Source organism: Sodaliphilus pleomorphus (genome assembly GCF_009676955.1).
GTDB lineage: Bacteria > Bacteroidota > Bacteroidia > Bacteroidales > Muribaculaceae > Sodaliphilus > Sodaliphilus pleomorphus.
The window spans coordinates 1,950,103-1,970,794 of the sequence record NZ_CP045696.1; the positions used below are offsets into that span (position 1 = coordinate 1,950,103).

At 56.1% G+C, this 20,692-nt stretch carries 17 protein-coding genes and 1 tRNA gene; 3 read left to right on the forward strand and 15 right to left on the reverse strand.

The genetic code is table 11. The annotated features are described in order from the left end of the window. Nucleotides 1-34: 34 nt before the first annotated feature. Nucleotides 35-1,582 (reverse strand): tetratricopeptide repeat protein, encoded by a 1,548-nt coding sequence (locus GF423_RS07770; protein WP_206113168.1) that lies wholly within the window; start codon nucleotides 1,580-1,582, stop codon nucleotides 35-37. Between the two features lie 305 nt (nucleotides 1,583-1,887). On the opposite strand from GF423_RS07770, the gene GF423_RS07775 reads away from it, so the two are divergent. After that, nucleotides 1,888-3,795: a leucine-rich repeat domain-containing protein gene (locus GF423_RS07775; RefSeq protein ID WP_154327812.1), complete on the forward strand. Its 1,908-nt coding sequence runs from the start codon at nucleotides 1,888-1,890 to the stop codon at nucleotides 3,793-3,795. A gap of 35 nt (nucleotides 3,796-3,830) precedes the next feature. Here GF423_RS07775 and GF423_RS07780 read toward each other — a convergent pair whose 3' ends face one another. Further along, nucleotides 3,831-4,010 carry a hypothetical protein gene (locus GF423_RS07780; RefSeq protein WP_154327813.1) on the reverse strand — a complete coding sequence of 60 codons (180 nt, stop codon included), beginning with the start codon at nucleotides 4,008-4,010 and terminating at the stop codon, nucleotides 3,831-3,833. A gap of 42 nt (nucleotides 4,011-4,052) precedes the next feature. Here GF423_RS07780 and GF423_RS07785 point away from each other — a divergent pair. Then, nucleotides 4,053-4,127 (forward strand) — tRNA-Val (locus GF423_RS07785). Between the two features lie 78 nt (nucleotides 4,128-4,205). Here GF423_RS07785 and GF423_RS07790 read toward each other — a convergent pair. The 13 genes from GF423_RS07790 to nusA all read right to left on the reverse strand — a co-directional run bounded on the left by GF423_RS07790 (nucleotide 4,206) and on the right by nusA (nucleotide 19,204). After that, nucleotides 4,206-4,736: a TPM domain-containing protein gene (locus GF423_RS07790; RefSeq protein WP_154327814.1), complete on the reverse strand. Its 531-nt coding sequence runs from the start codon at nucleotides 4,734-4,736 to the stop codon at nucleotides 4,206-4,208. 171 nt (nucleotides 4,737-4,907) lie between these two features. Further along, on the reverse strand, nucleotides 4,908-5,618 hold the full coding sequence (gene lptC / locus GF423_RS07795) for an LPS export ABC transporter periplasmic protein LptC (RefSeq protein WP_206113169.1): 711 nt from the start codon (nucleotides 5,616-5,618) through the stop codon (nucleotides 4,908-4,910). Next, nucleotides 5,615-6,853 (reverse strand): BamG family beta-barrel-assembly machinery protein, encoded by a 1,239-nt coding sequence (gene bamG, locus GF423_RS14070; RefSeq protein ID WP_206113170.1) that lies wholly within the window; start codon nucleotides 6,851-6,853, stop codon nucleotides 5,615-5,617. Before bamG ends, lptC begins: the two co-directional genes overlap by 4 nt. A 66-nt stretch (nucleotides 6,854-6,919) precedes the next feature. After that, nucleotides 6,920-7,351: a hypothetical protein gene (locus GF423_RS07800; protein WP_154327816.1), complete on the reverse strand. Its 432-nt coding sequence runs from the start codon at nucleotides 7,349-7,351 to the stop codon at nucleotides 6,920-6,922. Between the two features lie 58 nt (nucleotides 7,352-7,409). Next, nucleotides 7,410-7,724, reverse strand: coding sequence for an FtsB family cell division protein (locus GF423_RS07805; RefSeq protein ID WP_154327817.1), 315 nt, complete (start codon nucleotides 7,722-7,724; stop codon nucleotides 7,410-7,412). A gap of 162 nt (nucleotides 7,725-7,886) precedes the next feature. After that, nucleotides 7,887-8,834 carry an IS30 family transposase gene (locus GF423_RS07810; RefSeq protein WP_154326857.1) on the reverse strand — a complete coding sequence of 316 codons (948 nt, stop codon included), beginning with the start codon at nucleotides 8,832-8,834 and terminating at the stop codon, nucleotides 7,887-7,889. A 176-nt stretch (nucleotides 8,835-9,010) separates the two neighbouring features. Beyond that, nucleotides 9,011-9,688 (reverse strand): tRNA (guanosine(37)-N1)-methyltransferase TrmD, encoded by a 678-nt coding sequence (gene trmD / locus GF423_RS07815; RefSeq protein WP_154329015.1) that lies wholly within the window; start codon nucleotides 9,686-9,688, stop codon nucleotides 9,011-9,013. 104 nt (nucleotides 9,689-9,792) lie between these two features. Further along, nucleotides 9,793-11,265 carry an MBOAT family O-acyltransferase gene (locus GF423_RS07820; RefSeq protein ID WP_154329016.1) on the reverse strand — a complete coding sequence of 491 codons (1,473 nt, stop codon included), beginning with the start codon at nucleotides 11,263-11,265 and terminating at the stop codon, nucleotides 9,793-9,795. A gap of 26 nt (nucleotides 11,266-11,291) precedes the next feature. Further along, a complete protein-coding gene (locus tag GF423_RS07825) occupies nucleotides 11,292-12,680 on the reverse strand; it encodes a GDSL-type esterase/lipase family protein (RefSeq protein WP_154327818.1) in 1,389 nt (462 codons plus the stop codon). Nucleotides 12,681-12,774: 94 nt separating this feature from the next. Then, the gene (locus tag GF423_RS07830) at nucleotides 12,775-13,998 is read right to left on the reverse strand and encodes a M16 family metallopeptidase (protein ID WP_154327819.1); all 1,224 of its coding nucleotides are present in this window, start codon (nucleotides 13,996-13,998) and stop codon (nucleotides 12,775-12,777) included. Nucleotides 13,999-14,030: 32 nt separating this feature from the next. Further along, nucleotides 14,031-14,717, reverse strand: a complete 687-nt coding sequence (locus GF423_RS07835) for an XRE family transcriptional regulator (RefSeq protein WP_154327820.1) — start codon at nucleotides 14,715-14,717, stop codon at nucleotides 14,031-14,033. A 238-nt stretch (nucleotides 14,718-14,955) separates the two neighbouring features. Beyond that, entirely contained in the window at nucleotides 14,956-17,802 is a 2,847-nt protein-coding gene (infB, locus tag GF423_RS07840) for a translation initiation factor IF-2 (RefSeq protein ID WP_154327821.1), read from the reverse strand. Nucleotides 17,803-17,932: 130 nt separating this feature from the next. Then, nucleotides 17,933-19,204: a transcription termination factor NusA gene (gene nusA, locus GF423_RS07845; protein ID WP_154327822.1), complete on the reverse strand. Its 1,272-nt coding sequence runs from the start codon at nucleotides 19,202-19,204 to the stop codon at nucleotides 17,933-17,935. Nucleotides 19,205-19,364: 160 nt separating this feature from the next. On the opposite strand from nusA, the gene GF423_RS07850 reads away from it, so the two are divergent. Continuing rightward, nucleotides 19,365-20,654 carry an IS1380-like element IS612 family transposase gene (locus GF423_RS07850; protein ID WP_005814044.1) on the forward strand — a complete coding sequence of 430 codons (1,290 nt, stop codon included), beginning with the start codon at nucleotides 19,365-19,367 and terminating at the stop codon, nucleotides 20,652-20,654. Nucleotides 20,655-20,692: the final 38 nt, after the last annotated feature.

A 20,692-nucleotide genomic window follows, 5' to 3' on the forward strand; every position in this document is an offset into this window, starting at 1 on the left:
GCACCTCCCCATTAGTTGCTCTCACATTTTGCCTTCAGGCCTTGCGCTCTTGGGAAAGCTTCTTGTAGACCGATGGCGTCACACCCACTGCTTTTTTAAAGGCGTTAACAAATCCATTGGCTGAGGCAAAACCCACTGCCGAGGCAATAGCTGCTATTGTGAGATTGCCGCAGCCTCGCTTGTCGGCGAGCATGTGGCTTGCCTCTCTTATACGATATTCGTTGAGAAAAGTCCTGAAATTTTTGCCGTAGGTAAAGTTGATTACTGCTGATACATATTTGGTGTTGCTGTTCACCATCTTGGCCAGTGCTGCCAGGTTGAACTCGGGATTGGCTACTACATCGATGCGATCCATTATCGAGAGTATGTCCTTCAGTAACTCGGCTTGTCGATTCTCATCGATGCTCTCTCTGGCTTCGACTGCCTTCGCGCAATGTGATGGCTCGTTGCTGCGTGAGGCTGTGTCCAGTTCCAGCTGCTTTAGCTTTAAAGCATAGTCTTCACGCAGGCGGCGGCTCTCGTCGTTCTGGCGTATCAAGTCTTCGTTTTTCCTCACAAGCAAGCGCTGTGCCTGTCGCAGGCGACGAGTGTAGTGGTAGATGACTGCAAGCATCACTATCGCCACACCCACAGCAAGCAGCAGCCACTTGATCGTTGATTCCAACGTGCTGATGTGCTCTTCGTTGGCGTGGTTCTCATATTGGAACAATGCGTCTTTGGCATCGTTGAATTGCCGCTGGTTGAATACTGAGTCGCTCAAGGCCAAGTACAGCGACTGGTAGTGCTGCGCACTGTCGGCCCTGTGCATGTCAGTATAGATCTTGGAAAGACCGAGATAGGCGGTGTTCAGCTGGTCGAGGTAACGGCCACGTGTAGCCATGCCTACGACTTCGCGGTAGCAGCTTGCAGCTTGTGGCAGGTGTTGCATCGCCTGCCAGGTGGTTGCAATTTCCAGATGGGCCTCGCTCTGAAAATTAGGATCAAGCCTGTGAAATCGTGCCAGATCGGCTGCCTGTTGCAGGTAGTAGAGAGCCCCCTTGTAGTTTTTCTCGGTTCGGGCGATGATACCCTGGTTGACCAGGACTTTGAAATGTTGCTCGCGTTGGTCGGCCAGGGGAAATTTTATTTCCTCGTTTAGATACTTTCTGGCACTGGCTGTGTCGCCGAGACGGCAATACATTTTCACGAGATTGATGGCCACGACGCTCAGTGTACTGTGTCTGTGATGCTGCAGTGCAATCGAGAAAGCTTGTTCAAAATAGTAGATTGCACGCTCGTAGTCGTTGAAAATGGCATACACGGCCCCTATGTTTGACATGCTTGTGCATTCCACTTTGGTGTTTTTGCAACGCTTGGCCATCTCGATGGCCAGTGTGTAGAAGCGCAATGCCTCGATATAACGGCCAGCCAGCATGCAGCAGTTTCCGCCTCGCTGCAGTCCCTCGCTCAGCTTCTCTTGGGCGCAGCCCGACTCGTACATCGCCACAAGGCGTCCGTAGGTGTTGATGGCTTGGGTGAGGTTGCCGCTGCGCTGCAGGTGATCGGCTAGGCCGATGACGTTGTCGACCCCAGAGGCCTGCAAACACACAGGCTCGCCTGTCAGCAACAACCATAATAAAATGACTGAGTAAAAACGACACATTGCTACTTGATTCGAAAAAAACACATATGAATGATGGTACAAAGATATAATTTTTGTCACACTTGATGAAAATCATTGCAGCTACATGGCAAAATTAATGTTTCATGCAGTCAAACTTGCCAATTTTCTTGAAAATGGGCACATCGGTATTGTTTTTGCTTTGAAAAACAAAAGGACGTCAATACTTTTGCCTTTGAGACTTAGTTTCTTTCAATTTTCTTCCGTCTAATTTCTATTTTGTAAAAATGAAGAACGAAAAGCTAAAACAATCTTTTATGCGCGCCACAGGAGCCGTGTGTGCTCTTCTGGTGCTTGCCTGTGTGTGTCTTGAAGCGCAGGCCTCTCCTCTTGTAGTGACAGTGAGCAAAGCAGGAACGTTGAGTGCGCTTATAGGCCCCGAAAAGAAGAACACAACAACCCAATTGAAGGTTGCCGGACCCATCAACGGTACCGACGTCCTTTACTTGCGAGAGATGCTGGGCAGGGGGCAATATGGTGAAAAAACTGAGGGTCAGCTACGCGACCTTGACTTGAGCGAGGCCCGCATTCTGGCAGGTGGCGATTCCTATATCTACTACAACTCCTTTACGGCAGATGATGTGGTGGGCGAAAACATGTTTGGAGAGTGCGACCAGCTGGAAAGAATCGTGTTGCCGGCTGGCACTAAGCAGATAGGACGTTCCGCGTTTTATCGTTGCTCCAGGCTGGGAGGCATTACGATTCCCGACAGTGTGGAATCGATAGGAGAGAATTGCTTCTTCTGCGACAGCGCGCTGGAAAGTATCAGCATTCCAAGCGGTGTGCAAGAAATAGGCTTGTCGCCACTGGCTGGCTGTGTGTCGCTCAAAAGCATCGCCGTCGACCCTGCCAATACCCACTATTGCGCTGTCGACGGGGCCCTGCTCAACAAGGCGAAGACTGAGTTTGTCAACGTGCCCTGTGGCAGGACAGGCGACTTCGTTGTGCCATCTACAGTGACCTTTATTGCCGATGGAGCTTTTAACCAGTGCATGCTCAGCAAGATAACACTGCCTGCGAGTGTCGACAGCCTGGGTGAGGCTGCATTCTCCAACAGCCCGTTGCTCAAGTCGATCAACATCCCCGACAAAGTGAAGGAACTGCCCTATGGCACTTTTTTGTGGTGTGAGTCACTCACCGACGTCACATTCGGCAGCTCGCTCAAGACCATTGACGAGATGGCCTTTGTAGCATGCAATGCACTGCAATCAATCACAATTCCCAATTCGGTCAAGAACATAGGCAGCCGCGTCTTCTCCAACTGTGCCAGTCTGGCAACCGTCAATTTAGGCGCTGGAGTTGAAAGCCTGGGACAAGATGTCTTCATTAGTTGCAAAAAACTGAAAGAAATCAATGTTGATGCCAACAATTCCACCTATAGCTCAATCGATGGTGTGTTGTGCGACAAGCCACAGCACACGCTGCTCAAGTGCCCCGAGGGAAGGGTGGGTAGCTATAGCGTGCCTGCATCGGTGCAAAAGATTGACGAGGAAGCCTTCACCCGTTGCACCTATCTCACCTCGGTTGAAATGGGCGACAACGTGAGCACAATCATGCCCAGCGCTTTCGACGGCTGCAAGGGTCTTACGTCGGCCAAGTTGAGCAATACGCTCACACAGGTGTCAGAATATGCTTTCTCTGGCTGCGAGTCGCTCAAGTCTATTGACTTGGGCTCGGGGGTGAAGACTATTGCAAACGGTGCGTTTTCGGGCTGCAAAGCGCTGCCTTATGTACAGTTTCCTGCCTCGCTCGAGACGATAGGTACTAGCGCGTTTGACTACTGCACGGGGCTCACAAGCCTGCGTTGCCTGGGTGAGACCCCTGCCGCATGCAAGAGTTGCGACGACTCGTTTTACAAGGTCGACCCTAAAGCTGTGACAGTGTATGTGCCCCTCAACGCTGTGGAGGCCTACAAAGCAGCCGATGCTTGGAAAGAATTCAATATTGTGGGAGAAAACTACACAGGTGTCAGCCGTGTTGATGTTGAACCCAGCTGGCAACTTGTCGACGTGTATGACCTGAATGGCCGACTGATTGCCAGCAGGATCAACCGTAACAGTCTGATTCTGGATAATAGGGTCTGCATTCTCAAGGATGTGGCCACTGGTGCAACCCAAAAGGTCGTTTTCCCATAACCACAACGTGGCAGTGAGTGCCACAATCATGCGACCTATGATGGTGGCGGCAGGCGCAATGCCTTTGCCGCCACTTTTGCTTTGTTTTGCTTGTTAGGGGTGAAGTGGAACAGTGAAAATTGAGTAAATGCGCCCAAACTACCTGCCTGTGCAGCCTTGAATACAGTTTTTTTTTGTCGGTTGTGTGAAAAAAGTTGGAAAAAGTTATGGTGCATTCAATAAAATTGTGTAATTTTGTCACCGCTTAAAGGCAACATAGGGGCGTAGCCCAGCTGGTTCAGAGCGCTGCAGTCACATTGCAGAGGTCATCGGTTCGAACCCGATCGTCCCTACTTGTCAAGAGAAAGAGCAACCCGCACTTGCAGGCTGCTCTTTTTTTCATGCCTTTTTCTTGTTGCTGCCGCGTGCCGCTACTTGAGGCGGTCTTTGATTTCGCGTATTCCGTTCCAGGCAGCACGGTCGAAGCGGCCCTTGTAGCTCATGATCACATAGCCTATCTTGTCCTTGATGATCTGGTCGATGGTGCGCTGCGGGAACTTGTCGCTCACAGCGGCGCCCGGGGCGATGCCCACCTGGAAGGCTTGCGGGGTGCGCTGGATGAAGAGCACCACGCTGCTGTCGCCCAGCTCCCACTTGCTGGCGATGGCTGCTGCATAGGCCTGAGCTCCCATGTTGCCGAGGTCTTGGGTGGTGGTGACTACATAAATTTTGTAGGGCGACGTGGAGGCGTAGGACTTGAGCGAGTCTTCCATCCAGCGGGCCGAGATGGTGTCGGTGGCATCTTCCTTGATGATGCCGGCCATGTCGTTGAGATAGGCCTTGGGGCTGGGGCGGTCGGGCACGTTGCTGGTGTCGGTCTGCTTGCCGCCGCAGGCGACCAGTGCAAGCGCTGCCGTGAGGCCGAGCACAACGGCAGCCAGGGTTGAACGTAGATTTTTCATAATTGTGTCGTTATTTATATAAGAAAAAATGGGTGTAGTATTGTTGTGGCCACACTGTGTACAGTGTGTGTCGATATTGCAAATATAAGCAATTGTGGGCGATGTGTGCAAGTGCCGTTGGCAATTTTTAGCCTCTGCCGTGCCCTGTGTGGGTGTTTTGGCAGGCAAGCGTCAGCGGCGCGGCATGAACTTGCGGTCGTCGATGGGGAAGATGCCCTGCACGTGGTTGATCTTGTAGTGTCGCTGCTTGTCGTAGTACTCGTAGCCCTCGCCCTCAATCACGCGCCCCTGGCCCTCGATGCGAATGAAGGAGTCGCTGTGGGTGAGAGCCTGGGTGGTCTCGTAGTACATCTGGTTGGTGAGTATCTTGTCGCCCGTGGTGCGCGTGATGCGCACGTTGTCCTTGCAGTTCACCTGGCGGCTGTTTTCGTCATAGTACATGCGGTCGCACAGCACCTTGTCGCCGTTGCGCATGGTGAGGCGCACGTTGCCCACGGCGCTCCACACCTTGGAGCCCATGTTGTAGTAGGCCGAGTCGCATATAAGCGATGCCACCTGCCTGAACTTGTCGTCGAGCTCGTCGGCCTGCACGCCGTTGGGAAACGACCAGTGCGGCGTTGAGGCCTCGCTGTAGATTTGCCACATCTTGGTGACGATGCGGTAGCGGGTGCGTCCCGAGTCGCTGATGATGGTGTTCACGTCGTGGCTTTCCATGGTGGGCACGCGCTCGGGATCGGTGTCATGCTTCACCACGGCTGTCTTGTCGTCGTTGCACGACGAGAGCAAGCCCGCTGCCGTGATGGCCAGGGCGGCAACGGCGAGCAGGCTGTGGCGGTGCGCCCGGCCTGCTATCGACAGCCTTGTGGCGGCGTGTGCGATCAACGTATCTTGTTTTTCCAGAACCACATCTCGTTGAAGTTGACACTCAGGGTCACATTCAGGTAGTTCTCCTTGATGAGCATGGCGGGCGAGCTGTAGCGGTGCCGCCACTCCACGCCCAGGTTGATCACCGTCTTGCTGCCCAGGGCGGGCAGGCCCACGCCGGCGCTCACGCCGTAGTCGCGCACGTTGTTGGCGCCCACGTTCTGATAGTCGTGGTTGTAGAACGCGCCCACGCGATAGGCGGTGCGCTTGAGGTAGCTGCCGCGGTAGTTGGGCACATATTGCAGGCCGGCGGCCACCTTCCAGCGGTTGTCAAACTTGAAGGTGCTCGACTCAAAGCCCTCGAGCGGTGTATATTTGGCCTTGGACCAGTCTTGATAGGTGAAGTCGATCTCGCCCATGAGCTTGTTGCCGTGCCTGTAGCTCACGCCCACGCCATAGGTGTTGGGCAGCTGGTACTTGCCGCCCATCTTGGTGTAGCCCACGGTGTCGAGCTTGCTGTCGCCGCTCACGTCGTAGTAGGTGCCCCAGGTGTGCCCGTGCAGTGACTTGCGGGGCGAGTAGGTGAGACCCACCACCACGCGGTCGCGGCGGTTGAGCTCAAGGCTGTATTGCACGCCCAGGTGCACGTTCCAGTCGCGCACTTCCATCACGCGGTCGTAGAGGCTGGTCGTGGTGCTGTAGATGTAGGTGTAGTTGTCGATTGTGCCAAACATATAGGAGAAGTTGGCGCCCAGGCTCAAGTGCTTCACTGGCTCCCAGCCGGCACCCAGGTAGAGCTCGCTTATCGAGCCCTCGCCTATGCGCGACTCGCTGCCGCCGTTCAGGTTGTTGCCAAAGCTGTAGCCCACGCTCGAGAAGGGCACCACGCCGAAGGATCCGCCCAGGTTCTTGGCTATCTTGAAGCCGCTGGTGATATAGTCGAGGCCGCCCCCGAAGCTGTAGCCGCTCTTGCCGTTTTCCTTCGACCACACGTTGGTGAGGTCGATGCCCACGTTCCACAAGAAGGTGAGCGAGTCGGTGTGAGCATAGCTTGCAGGATTCATTGTGTTCACTTGCCGGCTGTCCTGGCCGGCATAGCCCACGCCGCCCATCTGGCGCTGGGCGCCTGTGGCGTTCTCGCCAAGTATGCCGTAGCCCAGGCGCGAGTATGGCGTGACCGAGGTCTGTGCTCCTGCGTGCCAGCTGCCTGCAAGGGCCAGCAAGGCGATGATGAAGTATCTATATGTTTTCATATTGTGGCAAAATTAATAAATAGTGCTCAATAAACCGTTGTTTTCCACATTTTTTAGCACTTTGGCTCAGCCTTGCTTGCGGTTGCCGTGCTCTTGCGACGATTTTTTCTCTTTTTTCAGCACATACTCGTAGGTGATCGAGGCGTAGATTTGTATCACGGCGCCTGCCAGCAAGAAGGCCAGCCAGTCGCGGCGGTCGTAGGTGGCTGTCGAGGAGAATGCCGGCCACAGCAGGAAAAAGGCCGACACGCAGTAGCACAGGGCCGAGGCCTTGCCCATGCGCACGAGGCGCCTGAGACGCACGTTGCTGCCGTTGTAGCGCTCGGTGAGCCGCTCGGCCAGGGCGAGCACAGCCCCGAAGGCGTAGGCCCATCTTATGTAGTTCATTCTTGCCGGGTCCCACTCGGTGAGAATGGGCACTGCGGCACACACCAGCAGGATGAGCATGGCCACGGTGAGCATCAGGTTTTGGGTGATCTGCTTTTTTTCTTCAGTCATGTAATTTTGTGATGATTATGTGTGAATGAGTGTCGACACCATGCCGGAGAGGCGCAAGCTACGGAATATCGGTGATATACACGTCTTCGCTCTCGCGCTTCATGCCGTATTTCTCGCGCGAGATGCGCTCGAGCTTGGCACGGTTGGTGTGCAGCTCCTGTATCTTGGCATCGTAGATGGCCGCCGAGTCCTCGTTGGCCTTGATCTCGGTCTTGAGTTGATTGATCTGCTGCTTGTAGCGGTAGATCTTGACATAGTTGTTGTCGCCGAAGAAGAGCAACGTGAGAATGAAGGCAGCAAAGACGACAAACGGGATGCTCAGCCACCTGGGTATCCACTTGGGTCGACGATATTCCTTGCCGAAAACGATCATTGTCTCTGTCTCTGTCTGTCTGCGTCTTGTTGCTTGTGCAAGCTGTGCCTTTTCTTATTGGAAGGTCAAAGTTATAGCTAAAAAATCAAATAGGCACGCTTTTCACAATATTTAATCCTTGAGTTCACTTCGGCGGATTCCAGAAGCAAGTGCAAAGTTACGCTATTTTTCTTTAATCATGTCTTTGGGCTTTCGAAATCCGTTTTTCTTTCTTGGCCTGTTGTTTAATTTTTCGATGATGCTCTTGACATATAGCCTTGAAATTCCCCTAAAGTCCGTCTTCTTCGGAATATATTGCCTGATGAGCCCGTTCATGTTCTCGATAGCTCCCTTCTCCCACGAGCAGTACGGATGTGCGAAGTAAACTTTCGTGTTAAGTTCCCTCGCAATGATTTCGTGTGCGGCAAACTCCGGCCCGTTGTCTGTCGTTATCGACCTTACAGGCAACCCGCTCTCCCGTATGAGTCTCACCACGGCATATGCCAGTGGAACGGCCTGCTTTCCCGTATCGAGTTTCTCCATGAGCATAAAGCAGCTCCTCCTCTCAACCAGAGTAACGATGGCACCTTTGCCTTCCTTTCCTACGATGGTGTCCATCTCCCAGTCTCCTATGGTCTGTCCATAGTCCGTTTCCGGTCTTTCGTCAATGGAGAGGCGGTTGGGAATATGCGCCTTGGTGGTAAGCAAGGACTTTTGCCTTGGTCTGCCTCCATGCCTGAGGTGCTTTCGGATGTTGTCCCCGTAATGTGGGGAAAGGGCCGCTATCCAGTTGTATATGGTTGACTTGGACACCGTGATGCCCTCTTTCTTGCCAAGCCATCCGGCGACTTCCTCCGGCGACCACTGCTCCTTACGGATAAGTTCAAAAACACGGCTGCGTACATAGGGAGCGATACGGCGATTGCCAGGTGTCCTGGCCTTGCGTCGTTTGACTTTCAATACGGCCGTACGTGCGTCATAAACGCCTTTAGCATTAGAATTACGCCTTCGCTCACGAGAAACCGTGCTTACTGACACACCAATAGTCTCGGCTATGAAACTAAGTGAGAATTTCGTTTGGAGTAGCACACTTATTGTGTATCTTTGCTCCGAGGTTAATTGTTTATACATCACAATACAAAATTAATTAATCTTAGGGAGGGGAACGAAAGATCTCCTCTTTTTTTGTATTGCTTAAGTTATCCGCCAATGCTCTTTGGGGGCTTCGCGCCCCCAGCCGCAAGGCAAACCTCCGCGGTGTTTTTCATGTTTTAATGCACCGCAGAGTTTTGCACTTCTAATTGGAATTAGCACTTCAGCAGGCCTGGCCTGAGACGCCGGGTGCGCTCCAGGGCCTGCTGCATCTTCCAGTCGACGATCTTGGCCTCGTTGCCGCTCAGCAGCACCTCGGGCACCGTCCAGCCGTTGAACTCGGCCGGCCGTGTGTAGACGGGTGCCTCGAGCAGGCCGTCTTGGAAGGAGTCGCTCAGCGCGCTCTGCTCGTCGCCTATAGCGCCGGGCAGCAGGCGCACGATGCTGTCGGCTATCACAGCTGCGGGCAGCTCGCCGCCAGTGAGCACATAGTCGCCTATCGAGATTTCCCGTGTCACCAGATGCTCGCGTATGCGGTAGTCCACGCCCTTGTAGTGGCCGCACAGGATGATGAGGTTCTGGGCCAGTGAGAGCGTGTTGGCCATGGGCTGGCTCAGCTGCTCGCCGTCGGGCGAGGTGAAGATGACCTCGTCGTAGTCGCGCTCTTGCTTGAGCGCCTCGATGCAACGGTACACGGGCTCGATTTGCATCACCATGCCGGCCTCGCCGCCGAAGGGGTAGTCGTCGACCTTGCGGTGCTTGCGCAGCGACCAGTCGCGCAGGTTGTGCACGTGTATCTCGACCAGGCCCTTGTCTTGTGCCCGCTGCAGGATGCTGCAGTGCAGCGGCGAGTCGAGCGCCTCGGGCATCACGCTCAGTATATCTATTCTCATCATCTTGGTGGCTGTGTTACGTTGTGTTCAGGCTGCAAAGGTACAAATAATATTTCTTTTTTCCCTGTACCGCCACCTCGACATGTGCTGGTCTTGGGCGGCTTTCAGAACTGGAAGTAGATGAAGGGCTGGATATCGCTGCTCTTGACCTGGCACACGAGATAGATGACCGCGGCCAGCAGCACGGCCACGGCGACCACGTTGCACATGCTCAGGCGCGCAATGAGCCGGTTTTGCCACTTGAGGGGGAAGCAGTGCCCTGCAAACCCCAGCACGATGAGCAGAAACACCCACTTGTAGCCGGCAATCATGCCGGCCGCCACCTCGGGGTGAAAGTTGTATACAATCTGGTGCAGCATGTGCTGCCCGGCCTCGAGGCTGTGGTTGCGGAAGGGTATCCACAGCAGGGTCACCAGTGTGAAGGTGAGGGCGATGGCGCCTGCCCGCCTCCAGCCGTGGCTGTGGTAGTGGCGGTCGTGGCGAAACACGTTTTCTCTCAACCACTTGTGCCCAGACAGGGCCACGCCGTGCAGCCCGCCCCACAGCACAAAGTTCCACCCTGCGCCGTGCCACAACCCGGCCAGCAGCATGGTCACAATCAGGTTGACGTGGGTGCGCAGCTTGCCCTTGCGGTTGCCGCCCAGCGAGATGTACACATAGTCGCGTATCCACGTGGAGAGCGAGATGTGCCAGCGCCGCCAGAAGTCGGTGACGCTCTCGCTCTTGTAGGGGGCGTCGAAGTTGGTGGGGAAGTGGTAGCCCAGCAGCAGGGCGATGCCTATGGCCATGTCGCTGTAGCCCGAGAAGTCGCAGTATATCTGCATGCTGTAGCCCAGCAGGCCGCACAAGTTCTCGAGACCGGTGTAGCGCAGCGGGTTGTCGAAGATGCGGTCTACAAAGTTGAGGCTGATATAGTCGCTGATGACCGACTTCTTCACCAGCCCGATGATGATGAAGTAGATGCCCGCGGCTATCATGCGGCGGGTGATGACAAGGGGACGGTGAATTTGCGGGGCAAAGTCGCGGGCGCGCACGATGGGACCGGCTACCAGCTGCGGGAAAAACGACACATAGAAGGCATAGTCGAGCCAGCGGTCGAGGGGCTTGAGCTGGCCGCGGTACACGTCGATGGTGTAGCTCATGCTCTGGAAGGTGAAGAAGCTGATGCCCACAGGCAGGAAAATGTCCCACGGCTGGAAGTTGTGTCCCACAATGGCAGCCAGGCTCGCCCCGAAGAAGTTGGCATACTTGAAGTAGCACAGCAGGCCCAGATCGACGGCCAGGCTCAACGTGAGCAGCACCCGCCGCCGCCCTTGGCTGCTGCTCTTGCCCAAGGCACGGGCCAGGAGATAGTCGGTGGTGGTGATGCCGCTCAGCAGGAGCATGCACAGGCCGCTGGTCTTGTAGTAGAAGTAGTAGGAAAACAGGGTGACAAATATGATGCGCGGCGTGAGCTTGTTGCGCAACAGGTAGTAGACCAGCGTGAAGACCACAAATAGGACCATAAACAAGCCGCTGCTGAAGATGAGCGGGTTGTGCGGGTCGTAGGTGAGCTGGCGGGCTATGTTTTGCAATATCGTGTGCATGAGTTGTGAGGGTGCGTTTAGTAGCCGGCCGTTTTCTTGCGCCGGTAGTTGTCGAGGCCGCCCTTTATCGACATGTAGAAGTTGCGGGCCACGGCGGCGCCGCCACGGTAATTGATGTGTTTGTAGTCTTTCTCGGCCCAGCCCTTGGCCACATAGCGCTGCATGCTGCCCTCGCCGCCCATGAGGGCTTGCATCGAGATGAAGGCGGCTTTCTCGCTGGCGGCCAGCTGCTGCTGGTAGGCTGTGAGCTTGGCCACCTGCGGCATGGTGCGCAGGCCGCCGGCGCTGCGCTGCTGCGCGTCGCTCACGCCCACAATGAGTATCGACACGCCGGGGTAGTGGCGGCGAAACTTGGCAATGGCTCGCTTGAAATAGGCCATGTAGTGCTTGCAGAACTTGTCGCTCTTGCAGGTCTCGAGGGCGTTGAGGCCAAATTGCAGCACCACGAGGTCGCATGGCCGCAGGCGGGCAAAGTCGGCCAGGTTGTCGTCGGGGATGTCGGCTACTGTGAAGCCTGGAATGCCGCGCATGCCCAGGTTGTCGAGCACCACGCCGCGCCTGCCCTCGAGCGCCATGCCAAAGGCCGTGACGCTGCCGACCGTGGTGCTCACCTGCACGCGGGCACGCCCGTCGCGGCCAGCTGCAAATGTGGCTTCTTGCACCCTTGGGCTGGCGTTGAGCCTGCTGCTGCCGGCCCCCTCCACACTCACTTGCGCGCCACGGGGGGCTTTCAAGTACACGGTTGTGCGCTCCCACTGCGAGGCGTATTGCTTGGCGCCCACATTGTAGACACTGGTGCTGGCAGTGCCGGCGGCCAGGGTGTAGTAGGCCTGCGACGGACCCATGAGCGACGACTTGAAGTCTTTCTTGTCGACTACAGCATGCCGTGTCCACCCCGAGGTCTTCTCCTGCACGGTGAGGCGCTGGTCGTTGAAGCCCGGCATCATGTCGACCCAGCCCACGCCCTGGCCGCCAAACTCGGCTTGCAGCAGGTGGCGCAGGTCGGCCAGCATGATGTCGCCTTCGACAAACGAGTCGCTGTAGTAGGCAATGCGCACCGGCCTGTCGAGCTTCTTGTCGAGCAGCAGGCTGTAGAAGTGGTTCATGCCCTGGGTGGAGTCCTCGCCGTAGTCGGTGATGGGCACCACGCCTGCGGGCCACTCTTCCTTCCAGGGCTTGCGCTGTGGCTCGGCTCGAGGTGGTGCAGGTGTCGTGGCGGCTGGCTTGGAGGGGGCAGCCGGCGCGATGTCGCTCAACACGTCGACCTGCCGCAGGCTGTAGCCCCCTATCGCTATGGGCGGCAGGTAGTAGGCCAGCAACAGCAAGATGAATGTGAGTGCTACGATTATATAGACCTTGGCCGATGAGTTCATGTGCGGGTCACAATTGTTCTGGTTGTTTGTCAATCTATTGCAAAGTTATAGCTTTGCAGGCACACACTGGCATTTTAGAAACAGAAAAAAGTGCGACGGCCGAAAAAAAAAGTGTGCTCCGAGCTGCCTACTTGAAGGTGAGTATCGAGCACCGCTCGCGGGTGAGCAGCTGGGCTGCCTGTTGCAGCTGTGCCGCGGTCACGCCTTTTATGCGCTCGATGGTGCGCTCGATGCCGCCCGCCTCGCCCCAGAAGAGCAGACTCTTGCCGGCGTTCATGGCAGTGAACTCGATGTTGCTCGAGGCCACCACCAGCTGACCGCAATATTGCCGCTTGCAGGCTTCGAGACGCCTCTCGGCAAGAGGGTCCTGGGCCAGCGCGTCGATGGTGTTGAAGATGATGTCGAGGCTGCGCTTCACGCTCTTGTACTCGCACCCGAAGTAGATCTCGACCAGCCCGCAATCGGTGAAGCTGGCTACCGACGACTCTACCGTGTAGACCAGCCCGCGGCGCTCGCGCAGTTGCACGTTGAGCAGCGAGTTCATGCCCGGGCCTCCCAGCATGTTGTTGAGCAAGGCCAGGGCATAGCGCCCCTCGTCGTAGAGACTGGGCACGCGCGCGCCCACCAGCGTGTGGCTCTGGTGCGAGTCGATGTCGACCTCGCGGTGCTCTCTCGCCAGCACGGGCGGCTGCTGGCGCGGGGCCCGGTCGAGCTGGTGGTGCATCGCGCCCAGGTGCTTCTGTGCCAGGGCAAATACCTTGTCAGGCTGGGCTGGCCCTACCGAGAAAAAGGCCATGTTGGCGGGCACATATTGTGTCTTTATGTAGTGCAGGCAGTCGTCGCTCTCGATGCGCGCGATGCTCTCGTCGCAGCCCAAGATGTTGTGTCCCATTGGGTTGCCGGCAAATACCATGTCCTCAAAGTCGTCGTAGATGGCCTCGATGGGCGTGTCGCGGTAGCTGTCGACCTCCTCGAGCACCACGTCGCGCTCGCGCTCGAGCTCGTCGGCCGGAAAGGTCGAGCAAGTGACCAGGTCGGCCAGCAGCTCGACGGCCCTTTCCAGGTGGCGGCTCGGGAAGGTGCTGTAGAGCATGGTGCCCTCTTTGGTGGTATAGGCGTTGAGCTCGCCGCCCACGGTCTCCATGCGGTTCAGTATGTGCCACGCACGGCGGTGGGTGGTGCCCTTGAAGATGGTGTGCTCTACATAGTGGGCCAGTCCCTGCAGCCCCGGTGCGTCGTCGCGGCTGCCGGCATTCACAGCCAGGCCGCACCAGCCCACCAGGGCGTCGTTCTTGATGTGCACCAGCCGCAGGCCGTTGTCAAGTGTAGCGGTAAATGTTTTTTCCTCCATGATGTTTCTTTTCCTCCTTTTTTCGGGCGGCCTCAGTTGCGGTTGTCGATGTGGATGATCGACTGCACATACATCAGGTCGCGTATGTCGTCGCGCCGCACGTCGATGTCGTCGTAGTTGGGGTTCTCGCTGTGCAGGGTCACCAGCTGCGCGTCGGGGTTCTTGCGTATGTATTTTACCAGCCGGTAGTCGTCGAGCAAGATGACATAGATTTGACCCCACACGATGTAGCGGGTGCTCGAGAGCTCGCGCACGGCAATCATGTCGCCGTTTCTTATCACGGGTGTCATCGAGTCGCCGCTCACGCGCACGATGCGGCTGCCGGTGCCTGCCAGGTCGGGCAGGTTGATGCTGCCCACGATGTGCTCGTCGGCAAAGAGCTGGGCACGCGGCGCGTTGCCGGCTGTGACGTCGATGTCGTAGACGGGTGTGCCCTCGAGGCTGTACTCGATGCCTTGCGGTGCCACGATTGTGGGCGGCCCGGCTGCCGCCTGCTTGGCATAGGGCACGTCGCCGCCTGTGAGCAGCCACTCCTTGGATACGCCCAGGTTCACCACCAGGCGGTTGAGCAGGGCATCGCTTATGCTCAGGTGCCCGTTGAGGTACTTCGACAGGTTGGAGTTGTCGACGCCCAGTTTCTTGGCCAGGGTGTTCTGCTTGTAGCCCAGCTCACTCATAATGTACTTGATGCGGGCGATGATGTCGTGGTCGTTGTGCATGATTGTGATGTGACTTTTTTGTGATTTTGTTTGTGTGTTTGTCTGTGTGGTTGCAAATTTACCATTTCGGTGGCAATATACCAAGTTTTGTGCTGCAATTTTTTTGTAAAAACACATAGTCACGCAATGCGGCCCTCATGCCCGCCCGGTTTTGGTTCCAGACGGCCACAAGGGCCGCACTATTGTGTGTGTGACTGGCAGGCGGCCGCAAGGGTTGCACTGCGCAATTCTTGTTTTTTTACAGCGTCTTGGCTACCTCCACTTCCTCGAAGGCTTCGATGATGTCGCCAGGCTCGATGTCGTTGTACGACTTTATGCTCAAGCCGCACTCGTAGCCGTTGGTCACCTCCTTGGCGTCGTCCTTGAAGCGCTTGAGCGATGCGAGCTCGCCCGTGTGGCGCACGATGCCGTCGCGTATCAAGCGCACCTTGCACTTGGCCTTGAGCTTGCCCTCGGTGACCATGGCGCCGGCGATGGTGCCTACCTTGCTGATGTGGTACACTTGCTTCACGGTTGCACTGCCCAGCACCTGCTCCTTGATTTCGGGAGCCAGCATGCCCTCCATGGCTTGTTTCACCTCTTCGATGGCGTCGTAGATGATAGAGTAGATGCGTATGTCGACACCCTCTTGCTGTGCCGTGCGCTTGGCATCGGCGTTGGGGCGCACCTGGAAGCCGATGATGTAGGCATCGCTGGCGGCAGCCAGAATCACGTCGCTCTCGGTGATGGCACCCACGGCCTTGTGGATGACGTTGACCTGCACCTCGGGGGTGGAGAGCTTGATGAGCGAGTCGCTCAGGGCCTCGATCGAGCCGTCGACATCGCCCTTGACGATGACGTTGAGCTCGTGGAAGTCGCCCAGTGCACGGCGGCGGCCTATGTCTTCGAGGGTCACACGCTTCTGGGTGCGCAGCCCGAGCTCACGCTGCAGCTGTTCGCGCTTGTTGGCGATTTGGCGGGCCTCCTGGTCGGTGTCCATCACGTTGAATTTGTCGCCGGCTGTGGGGGCGCCGTTGAGGCCCAGTATCAGGGCTGGCGACGACGGGCCGGCCTCGGTGATGGGCATGTTGCGCTCGTTGAACATGGCCTTGATCTTGCCATAGTGTGTGCCGGCCAGCACGATGTCGCCCTTGCGCAGGGTGCCGTTGTCGACCAGCACGGTGGCGATGTAGCCGCGGCCCTTGTCGAGCGACGACTCGATGATCGAGCCGGTGGCCTTGCGGTTGGGGTTGGCTTTGAGGTCGAGCAGGTCGGCCTCGAGCAGCACCTTCTCCATGAGCTCGGGCACGCCTGTGCCCTTCTTGGCACTGATGTCCTGACTCTGGTACTTGCCGCCCCACTCCTCGACGAGGTAGTTCATGTTGGCCAGCTCCTCCTTGATTTTGTCGGGGTTGGCGCCGGGCTTGTCAATCTTGTTGATGGCAAACACAATGGGCACGCCGGCTGCCGAGGCATGGTTGAGGGCCTCGACGGTCTGCGGCATCACGGCATCGTCGGCAGCCACAATCACGATGACGATATCGGTGACCTTGGCACCGCGGGCACGCATGGCCGTGAAGGCCTCGTGGCCAGGGGTGTCGAGGAAGGTGATGCGACGCCCGTTGGGCAGCTTCACGTTGTAGGCGCCTATGTGCTGGGTGATGCCGCCAGCCTCGCCGGCAATCACGTTCGACTTGCGTATATAGTCGAGCAGCGAGGTCTTGCCGTGGTCCACGTGACCCATCACCGTCACCACGGGCGGGCGCTGCACCAGGTCCTTGGGATCGTCTTCCTCCTCCTGGATTTGCTCAGTCACGTCGGCGCTCTCATATTCGGTCTTGAAACCAAATTCCTCGGCCACCATGTTGATGATCTCGGCATCGAGACGCTGGTTGATCGACACCATCACGCCCAGGTTCATGCAGGTGCCTATCACCTTGTTCACCGGCACGTTCATCATGGCAGCCAGGTCGGCAACCGTTACAAACTCGGTGAGCTTGAGCACCTTCTTCTCGGCAGCCTGCTGGGCGAGTTCCTCGCGCTCCTCCTCACGCACGGCCTCGCGCTTCTCGCGACGCCACTTCGAGCTCTTCTTGCTCTGCTTGTTTTGGAGCCGTGCCAGCGTCTCTTTCACCTGGCGCTGTACGTCTTCCTCGTTGACTTCGGCCTTGAAGGGGCGTTTTTCTTTCTTTTTGCGCTTGCTGCCCTGGCCGGCATTGGCATTGCCGCCGTTGTTGCGGTTGTTGCCGTTGCCCGAGAGCTGCTGTGCGCTCTTCTCGATGTCGATTTTCTCCTTGCCTATGCGCTTGCGCTTGCGTCGGCCCTCGCCGCCGTTGCCCTGCTGGCCGCCCTGCTTGCTCAAGCGCTCGTTGCGGCGCTCCTCTTTGGTTTTCTTCTTGGGGCGCGTCGACTGGTTGATGGCGCTCAGGTCGATCTTGCCCACCACATTGATGGTGTTTTTGAGCACGGGGGTGCCATATTCAAATATCTCGGGGTCTTTCTTCTCGGGCTTGGGGGCAGGCGCTGCGGCAGCAGGCTTCTCGGGCTCGGCGGCCTTGGCTGCTTCGGGCTGCTTGGGCTTGGGCTGCTTGGGCTGCTGTGCCTCGGTCTTTGGGGCGGGTGCCGCGGGTTTCTCGACCTTGGGCTCGGGCTTGACTTCGACCTTGGGCTCGGGTTTGGCTTCGGCTTTTACTTCGGGTTTGATGGCCTCGGGGGCTGGCTGTGGCTTGGGCTGGGCTGCATGAGCGGGCTTGGGCTTGCCGGCAGTGCTCAGGTCAATCTTCCCCAGTACCTTGGGCTTCTTGATTTCGACCTCGGTCTTGATTTCTTCAACCTTGTGGGTCTCTTCCTTGGCTGCAGTCTCGGCTGCCATGGCGGCCGAAATCTTGGCTTTCTCCTTCTGCCGCTCGCTGGTGAAGTTCTCCGACTTGAGCTTTTGCTCCATGTCGGGCTTGAACTCTTTCACGAGCAGGGCGTACACGTCCTCGTCGACACGCGCGTTAGGGCTGCTGGTGTCGACGTCGATGTTCTTTTTGTTGAGAAAATCCTTGATGGTCTGTAGGCCAACGTTTAAATCTTTTACTACTTTGCTTATTTTTATACGCATAAAAACTACGTTATTTTTCTATTTAATATTGTTGAAGAAATCGACCGTCGCTGGCCGAAATGAAAACTAAGTGTGTGCGAGTGCGCGATTCTGAATGGGGGGCGCGCAAGCAGCGCGTAGCTGCGGCCTCCTAGTCCTCAAATTCGGCCTTGAGCACGGCAAGCACGTTGTCGACGGTGCCTTCCTCGAGGTCGGCCTTGTCGATGAGCTCCTGGCGCGGCGTGCGCAGCACTGCCTTGGCCGTGGCGCAGCCCATGTTCTTCAACGCCTCGATCACCCAGTCGTCGATTTCGTCCTTGAACTCGTCGAGATAGATGTCTTCCTCGCCTTCCGACTCGAGGTCGCGGTACACGTCGATTTGGTAGCCGGTGAGCATCGAGGCCAGCTTGATGTTGAGGCCGCCCTTGCCTATGGCCAGCGACACCTCGTCGGGGTGCAGAAACACCTCGGCGTGCTTGCCTTCCTCGTCGAGGCGTATCGACGAGATCTTGGCCGGGCTCAAGGCACGCTGTATGAAGAGCTGCGGGTTGCTCGTGTAGTTGATCACGTCGATGTTCTCGTTGCGCAACTCGCGCACGATGCCGTGTATGCGGGCGCCCTTCACGCCCACGCATGCGCCCACGGGATCGATGCGGTCGTCGTAGCTCTCGACTGCAATCTTGGCACGCTCGCCGGGTATGCGGGCCACGGCGCGTATCACGATCAGGCCGTCGTGTATCTCGGGCACCTCAAGCTCGAAGAGGCGGCGCAGGAAGTTCTCGCTGGTGCGTGAAACAGTGATCTTGGGGTTGTTGTTCTTGTTGTCGACGTTGTAGATCACGGCGCGCACGGTCTCGCCCTTGCGGTAGATGTCGGTGGGTATCTGCTGGTCTTTGGGCAGCAGCAGCTCGTTTTTGTCGTCGTCGAGCAGCAGCACCTCGCGCTTCCACACCTGGTAGACCTCGCCGCTCACGAGCTCGCCCTCCATGTCCTTGAACTTGGTGTAGACGGCATCCTTCTGCAGGTCGAGGATCTTGCTGGCCAGCGTCTGGCGCAGGTTCAGAATGGCGCGGCGGCCAAATGAGGCAAAGTCGATCTTGCGCGTGTGGTCCTCGCCCACCTCGCAGTCGGGGTCGGGGTTGTCCTTGTCGTTGCGGGCGTCGGTGAGGCCTATCTGCCTGTTGGGGTTCTCAACCTCGCCGTCGTTCACGATCTCGAGGTTCTGGTAAATCTCGCAGTCGCCCTTGTCGGGGTTCATGATGACGTCGAAATTCTCGTCGGTGCCGAACATCTTGGCCAGCACGCTGCGAAACGATTCCTCCAGGACGCTTATCATCGTGGTCTTGTCGATATTCTTGAGTTCCTTGAATTCGGCAAATCTGTCGGCCATGTCGACAGTTTCTTCTTGTTTCTTTGCAGCCATAGTTTTGTTTAAACTGTAATTATCCTTAATTCCGCAACACTATAATTTAACTTTATTTATAAGTTCCTGAGCAACAAAAAGTTGCCCAGGATTTTGCCATGTCAGAATTTTCACTTATCTTAGTGTTGCAAAAAGAAAACAAGCAAAACTCTAATATGACATGGCAAAAATACAAATTAAATCTGAGAAACTCACACCTTTTGGAGGAATTTTTTCAATCATGGAGAAATTTGACTCCATGCTTTCACCCGTTATCGACTCAACACTGGGTCAGAGATGCAGCAGTATCTTCGGATATCAGTTCAGCGAGATAGTCCGTTCGCTGATGAGCGTTTATTTCTGTGGCGGCTCATGCGTGGAAGACGTAACGTCACAACTGATGCGCCATCTCTCGTATCATCCTACCCTTCGTACATGCAGCTCTGATACCATCCTCAGAGCCATCAAGGAACTGACACAGGAAAACATCTCCTATACTTCCGACCAAGGCAAGACCTATGATTTCAATACTGCAGACAAACTCAACACATTGCTTATAAACGCTTTGGTTTCTACAGGCGAGTTGAAGGAAATTGAGGAATACGATGTTGACTTTGACCATCAGTTCCTTGAAACGGAGAAGTATGATGCAAAACCGACCTACAAAAAGTTCCTCGGCTACAGGCCTGGCGTATATGTTATCGGTGACAAGATAGTCTATATCGAGAACAGCGATGGTAACACGAATGTGCGTTTTCATCAGGCAGACACCCATAAGAGATTCTTCGCTCTTCTGGAATCCCAGAACATCCGTGTAAATCGCTTCAGGGCAGACTGCGGTTCCTGCTCGAAGGAAATCGTCAGTGAGATAGAGAAGCATTGCAAACATTTCTACATCCGTGCCAACCGATGCAGTTCGCTCTACAATGACATCTTTGCTCTGAGAGGATGGAAGACGGAGGAGATTAACGGCATCCAGTTCGAACTCAATTCCATTCTCGTTGAGAAATGGGAAGGCAAGTGCTATCGTCTTGTCATCCAGAGACAAAGACGCAACAGTGGCGACCTTGACCTGTGGGAAGGCGAATACACTTACCGTTGTATTCTGACCAACGATTACAAGTCATCGACAAGGGACATTGTTGAATTCTACAATCTGCGTGGCGGCAAGGAACGTATCTTTGACGACATGAACAACGGATTCGGTTGGAGCAGGCTCCCCAAGTCATTCATGGCGGAGAATACTGTCTTTCTTCTGCTTACTGCATTGATACACAATTTCTACAAGACCATCATGAGCAGGCTTGACACCAAGGCTTTTGGGCTCAAGAAAACGAGTCGCATAAAGGCTTTTGTCTTCAGATTCATCTCCGTACCTGCCAAGTGGATCATGACTGCAAGGCAATACGTGCTGAATATCTACACAGAGAACCGAGCTTATGCAAAACCCTTCAAAACAGAATTCGGATAAGAATCCTTTCTTTCCGGTTTGAATCTGCGTATTACCTC

Bases quoted from the DNA above. Each gene is read 5' to 3' on its own strand.
- GF423_RS07775 (WP_154327812.1), top strand. From the start codon at position 1,888: ATGAAGAACGAAAAGCTAAAACAATCTTTTATGCGCGCCACAGGAGCC.
- GF423_RS07780 (WP_154327813.1), bottom strand. From the start codon at position 4,010: ATGCACCATAACTTTTTCCAACTTTTTTCACACAACCGACAAAAAAAA.
- GF423_RS07790 (WP_154327814.1), bottom strand. From the start codon at position 4,736: ATGAAAAATCTACGTTCAACCCTGGCTGCCGTTGTGCTCGGCCTCACG.
- bamG (WP_206113170.1), bottom strand. From the start codon at position 6,853: ATGAAAACATATAGATACTTCATCATCGCCTTGCTGGCCCTTGCAGGC.
- GF423_RS07800 (WP_154327816.1), bottom strand. From the start codon at position 7,351: ATGACTGAAGAAAAAAAGCAGATCACCCAAAACCTGATGCTCACCGTG.
- GF423_RS07805 (WP_154327817.1), bottom strand. From the start codon at position 7,724: ATGATCGTTTTCGGCAAGGAATATCGTCGACCCAAGTGGATACCCAGG.
- GF423_RS07810 (WP_154326857.1), bottom strand. From the start codon at position 8,834: ATGTATAAACAATTAACCTCGGAGCAAAGATACACAATAAGTGTGCTA.
- trmD (WP_154329015.1), bottom strand. From the start codon at position 9,688: ATGAGAATAGATATACTGAGCGTGATGCCCGAGGCGCTCGACTCGCCG.
- GF423_RS07830 (WP_154327819.1), bottom strand. From the start codon at position 13,998: ATGGAGGAAAAAACATTTACCGCTACACTTGACAACGGCCTGCGGCTG.
- GF423_RS07835 (WP_154327820.1), bottom strand. From the start codon at position 14,717: ATGCACAACGACCACGACATCATCGCCCGCATCAAGTACATTATGAGT.
- infB (WP_154327821.1), bottom strand. From the start codon at position 17,802: ATGCGTATAAAAATAAGCAAAGTAGTAAAAGATTTAAACGTTGGCCTA.
- nusA (WP_154327822.1), bottom strand. From the start codon at position 19,204: ATGGCTGCAAAGAAACAAGAAGAAACTGTCGACATGGCCGACAGATTT.
- GF423_RS07850 (WP_005814044.1), top strand. From the start codon at position 19,365: ATGGCAAAAATACAAATTAAATCTGAGAAACTCACACCTTTTGGAGGA.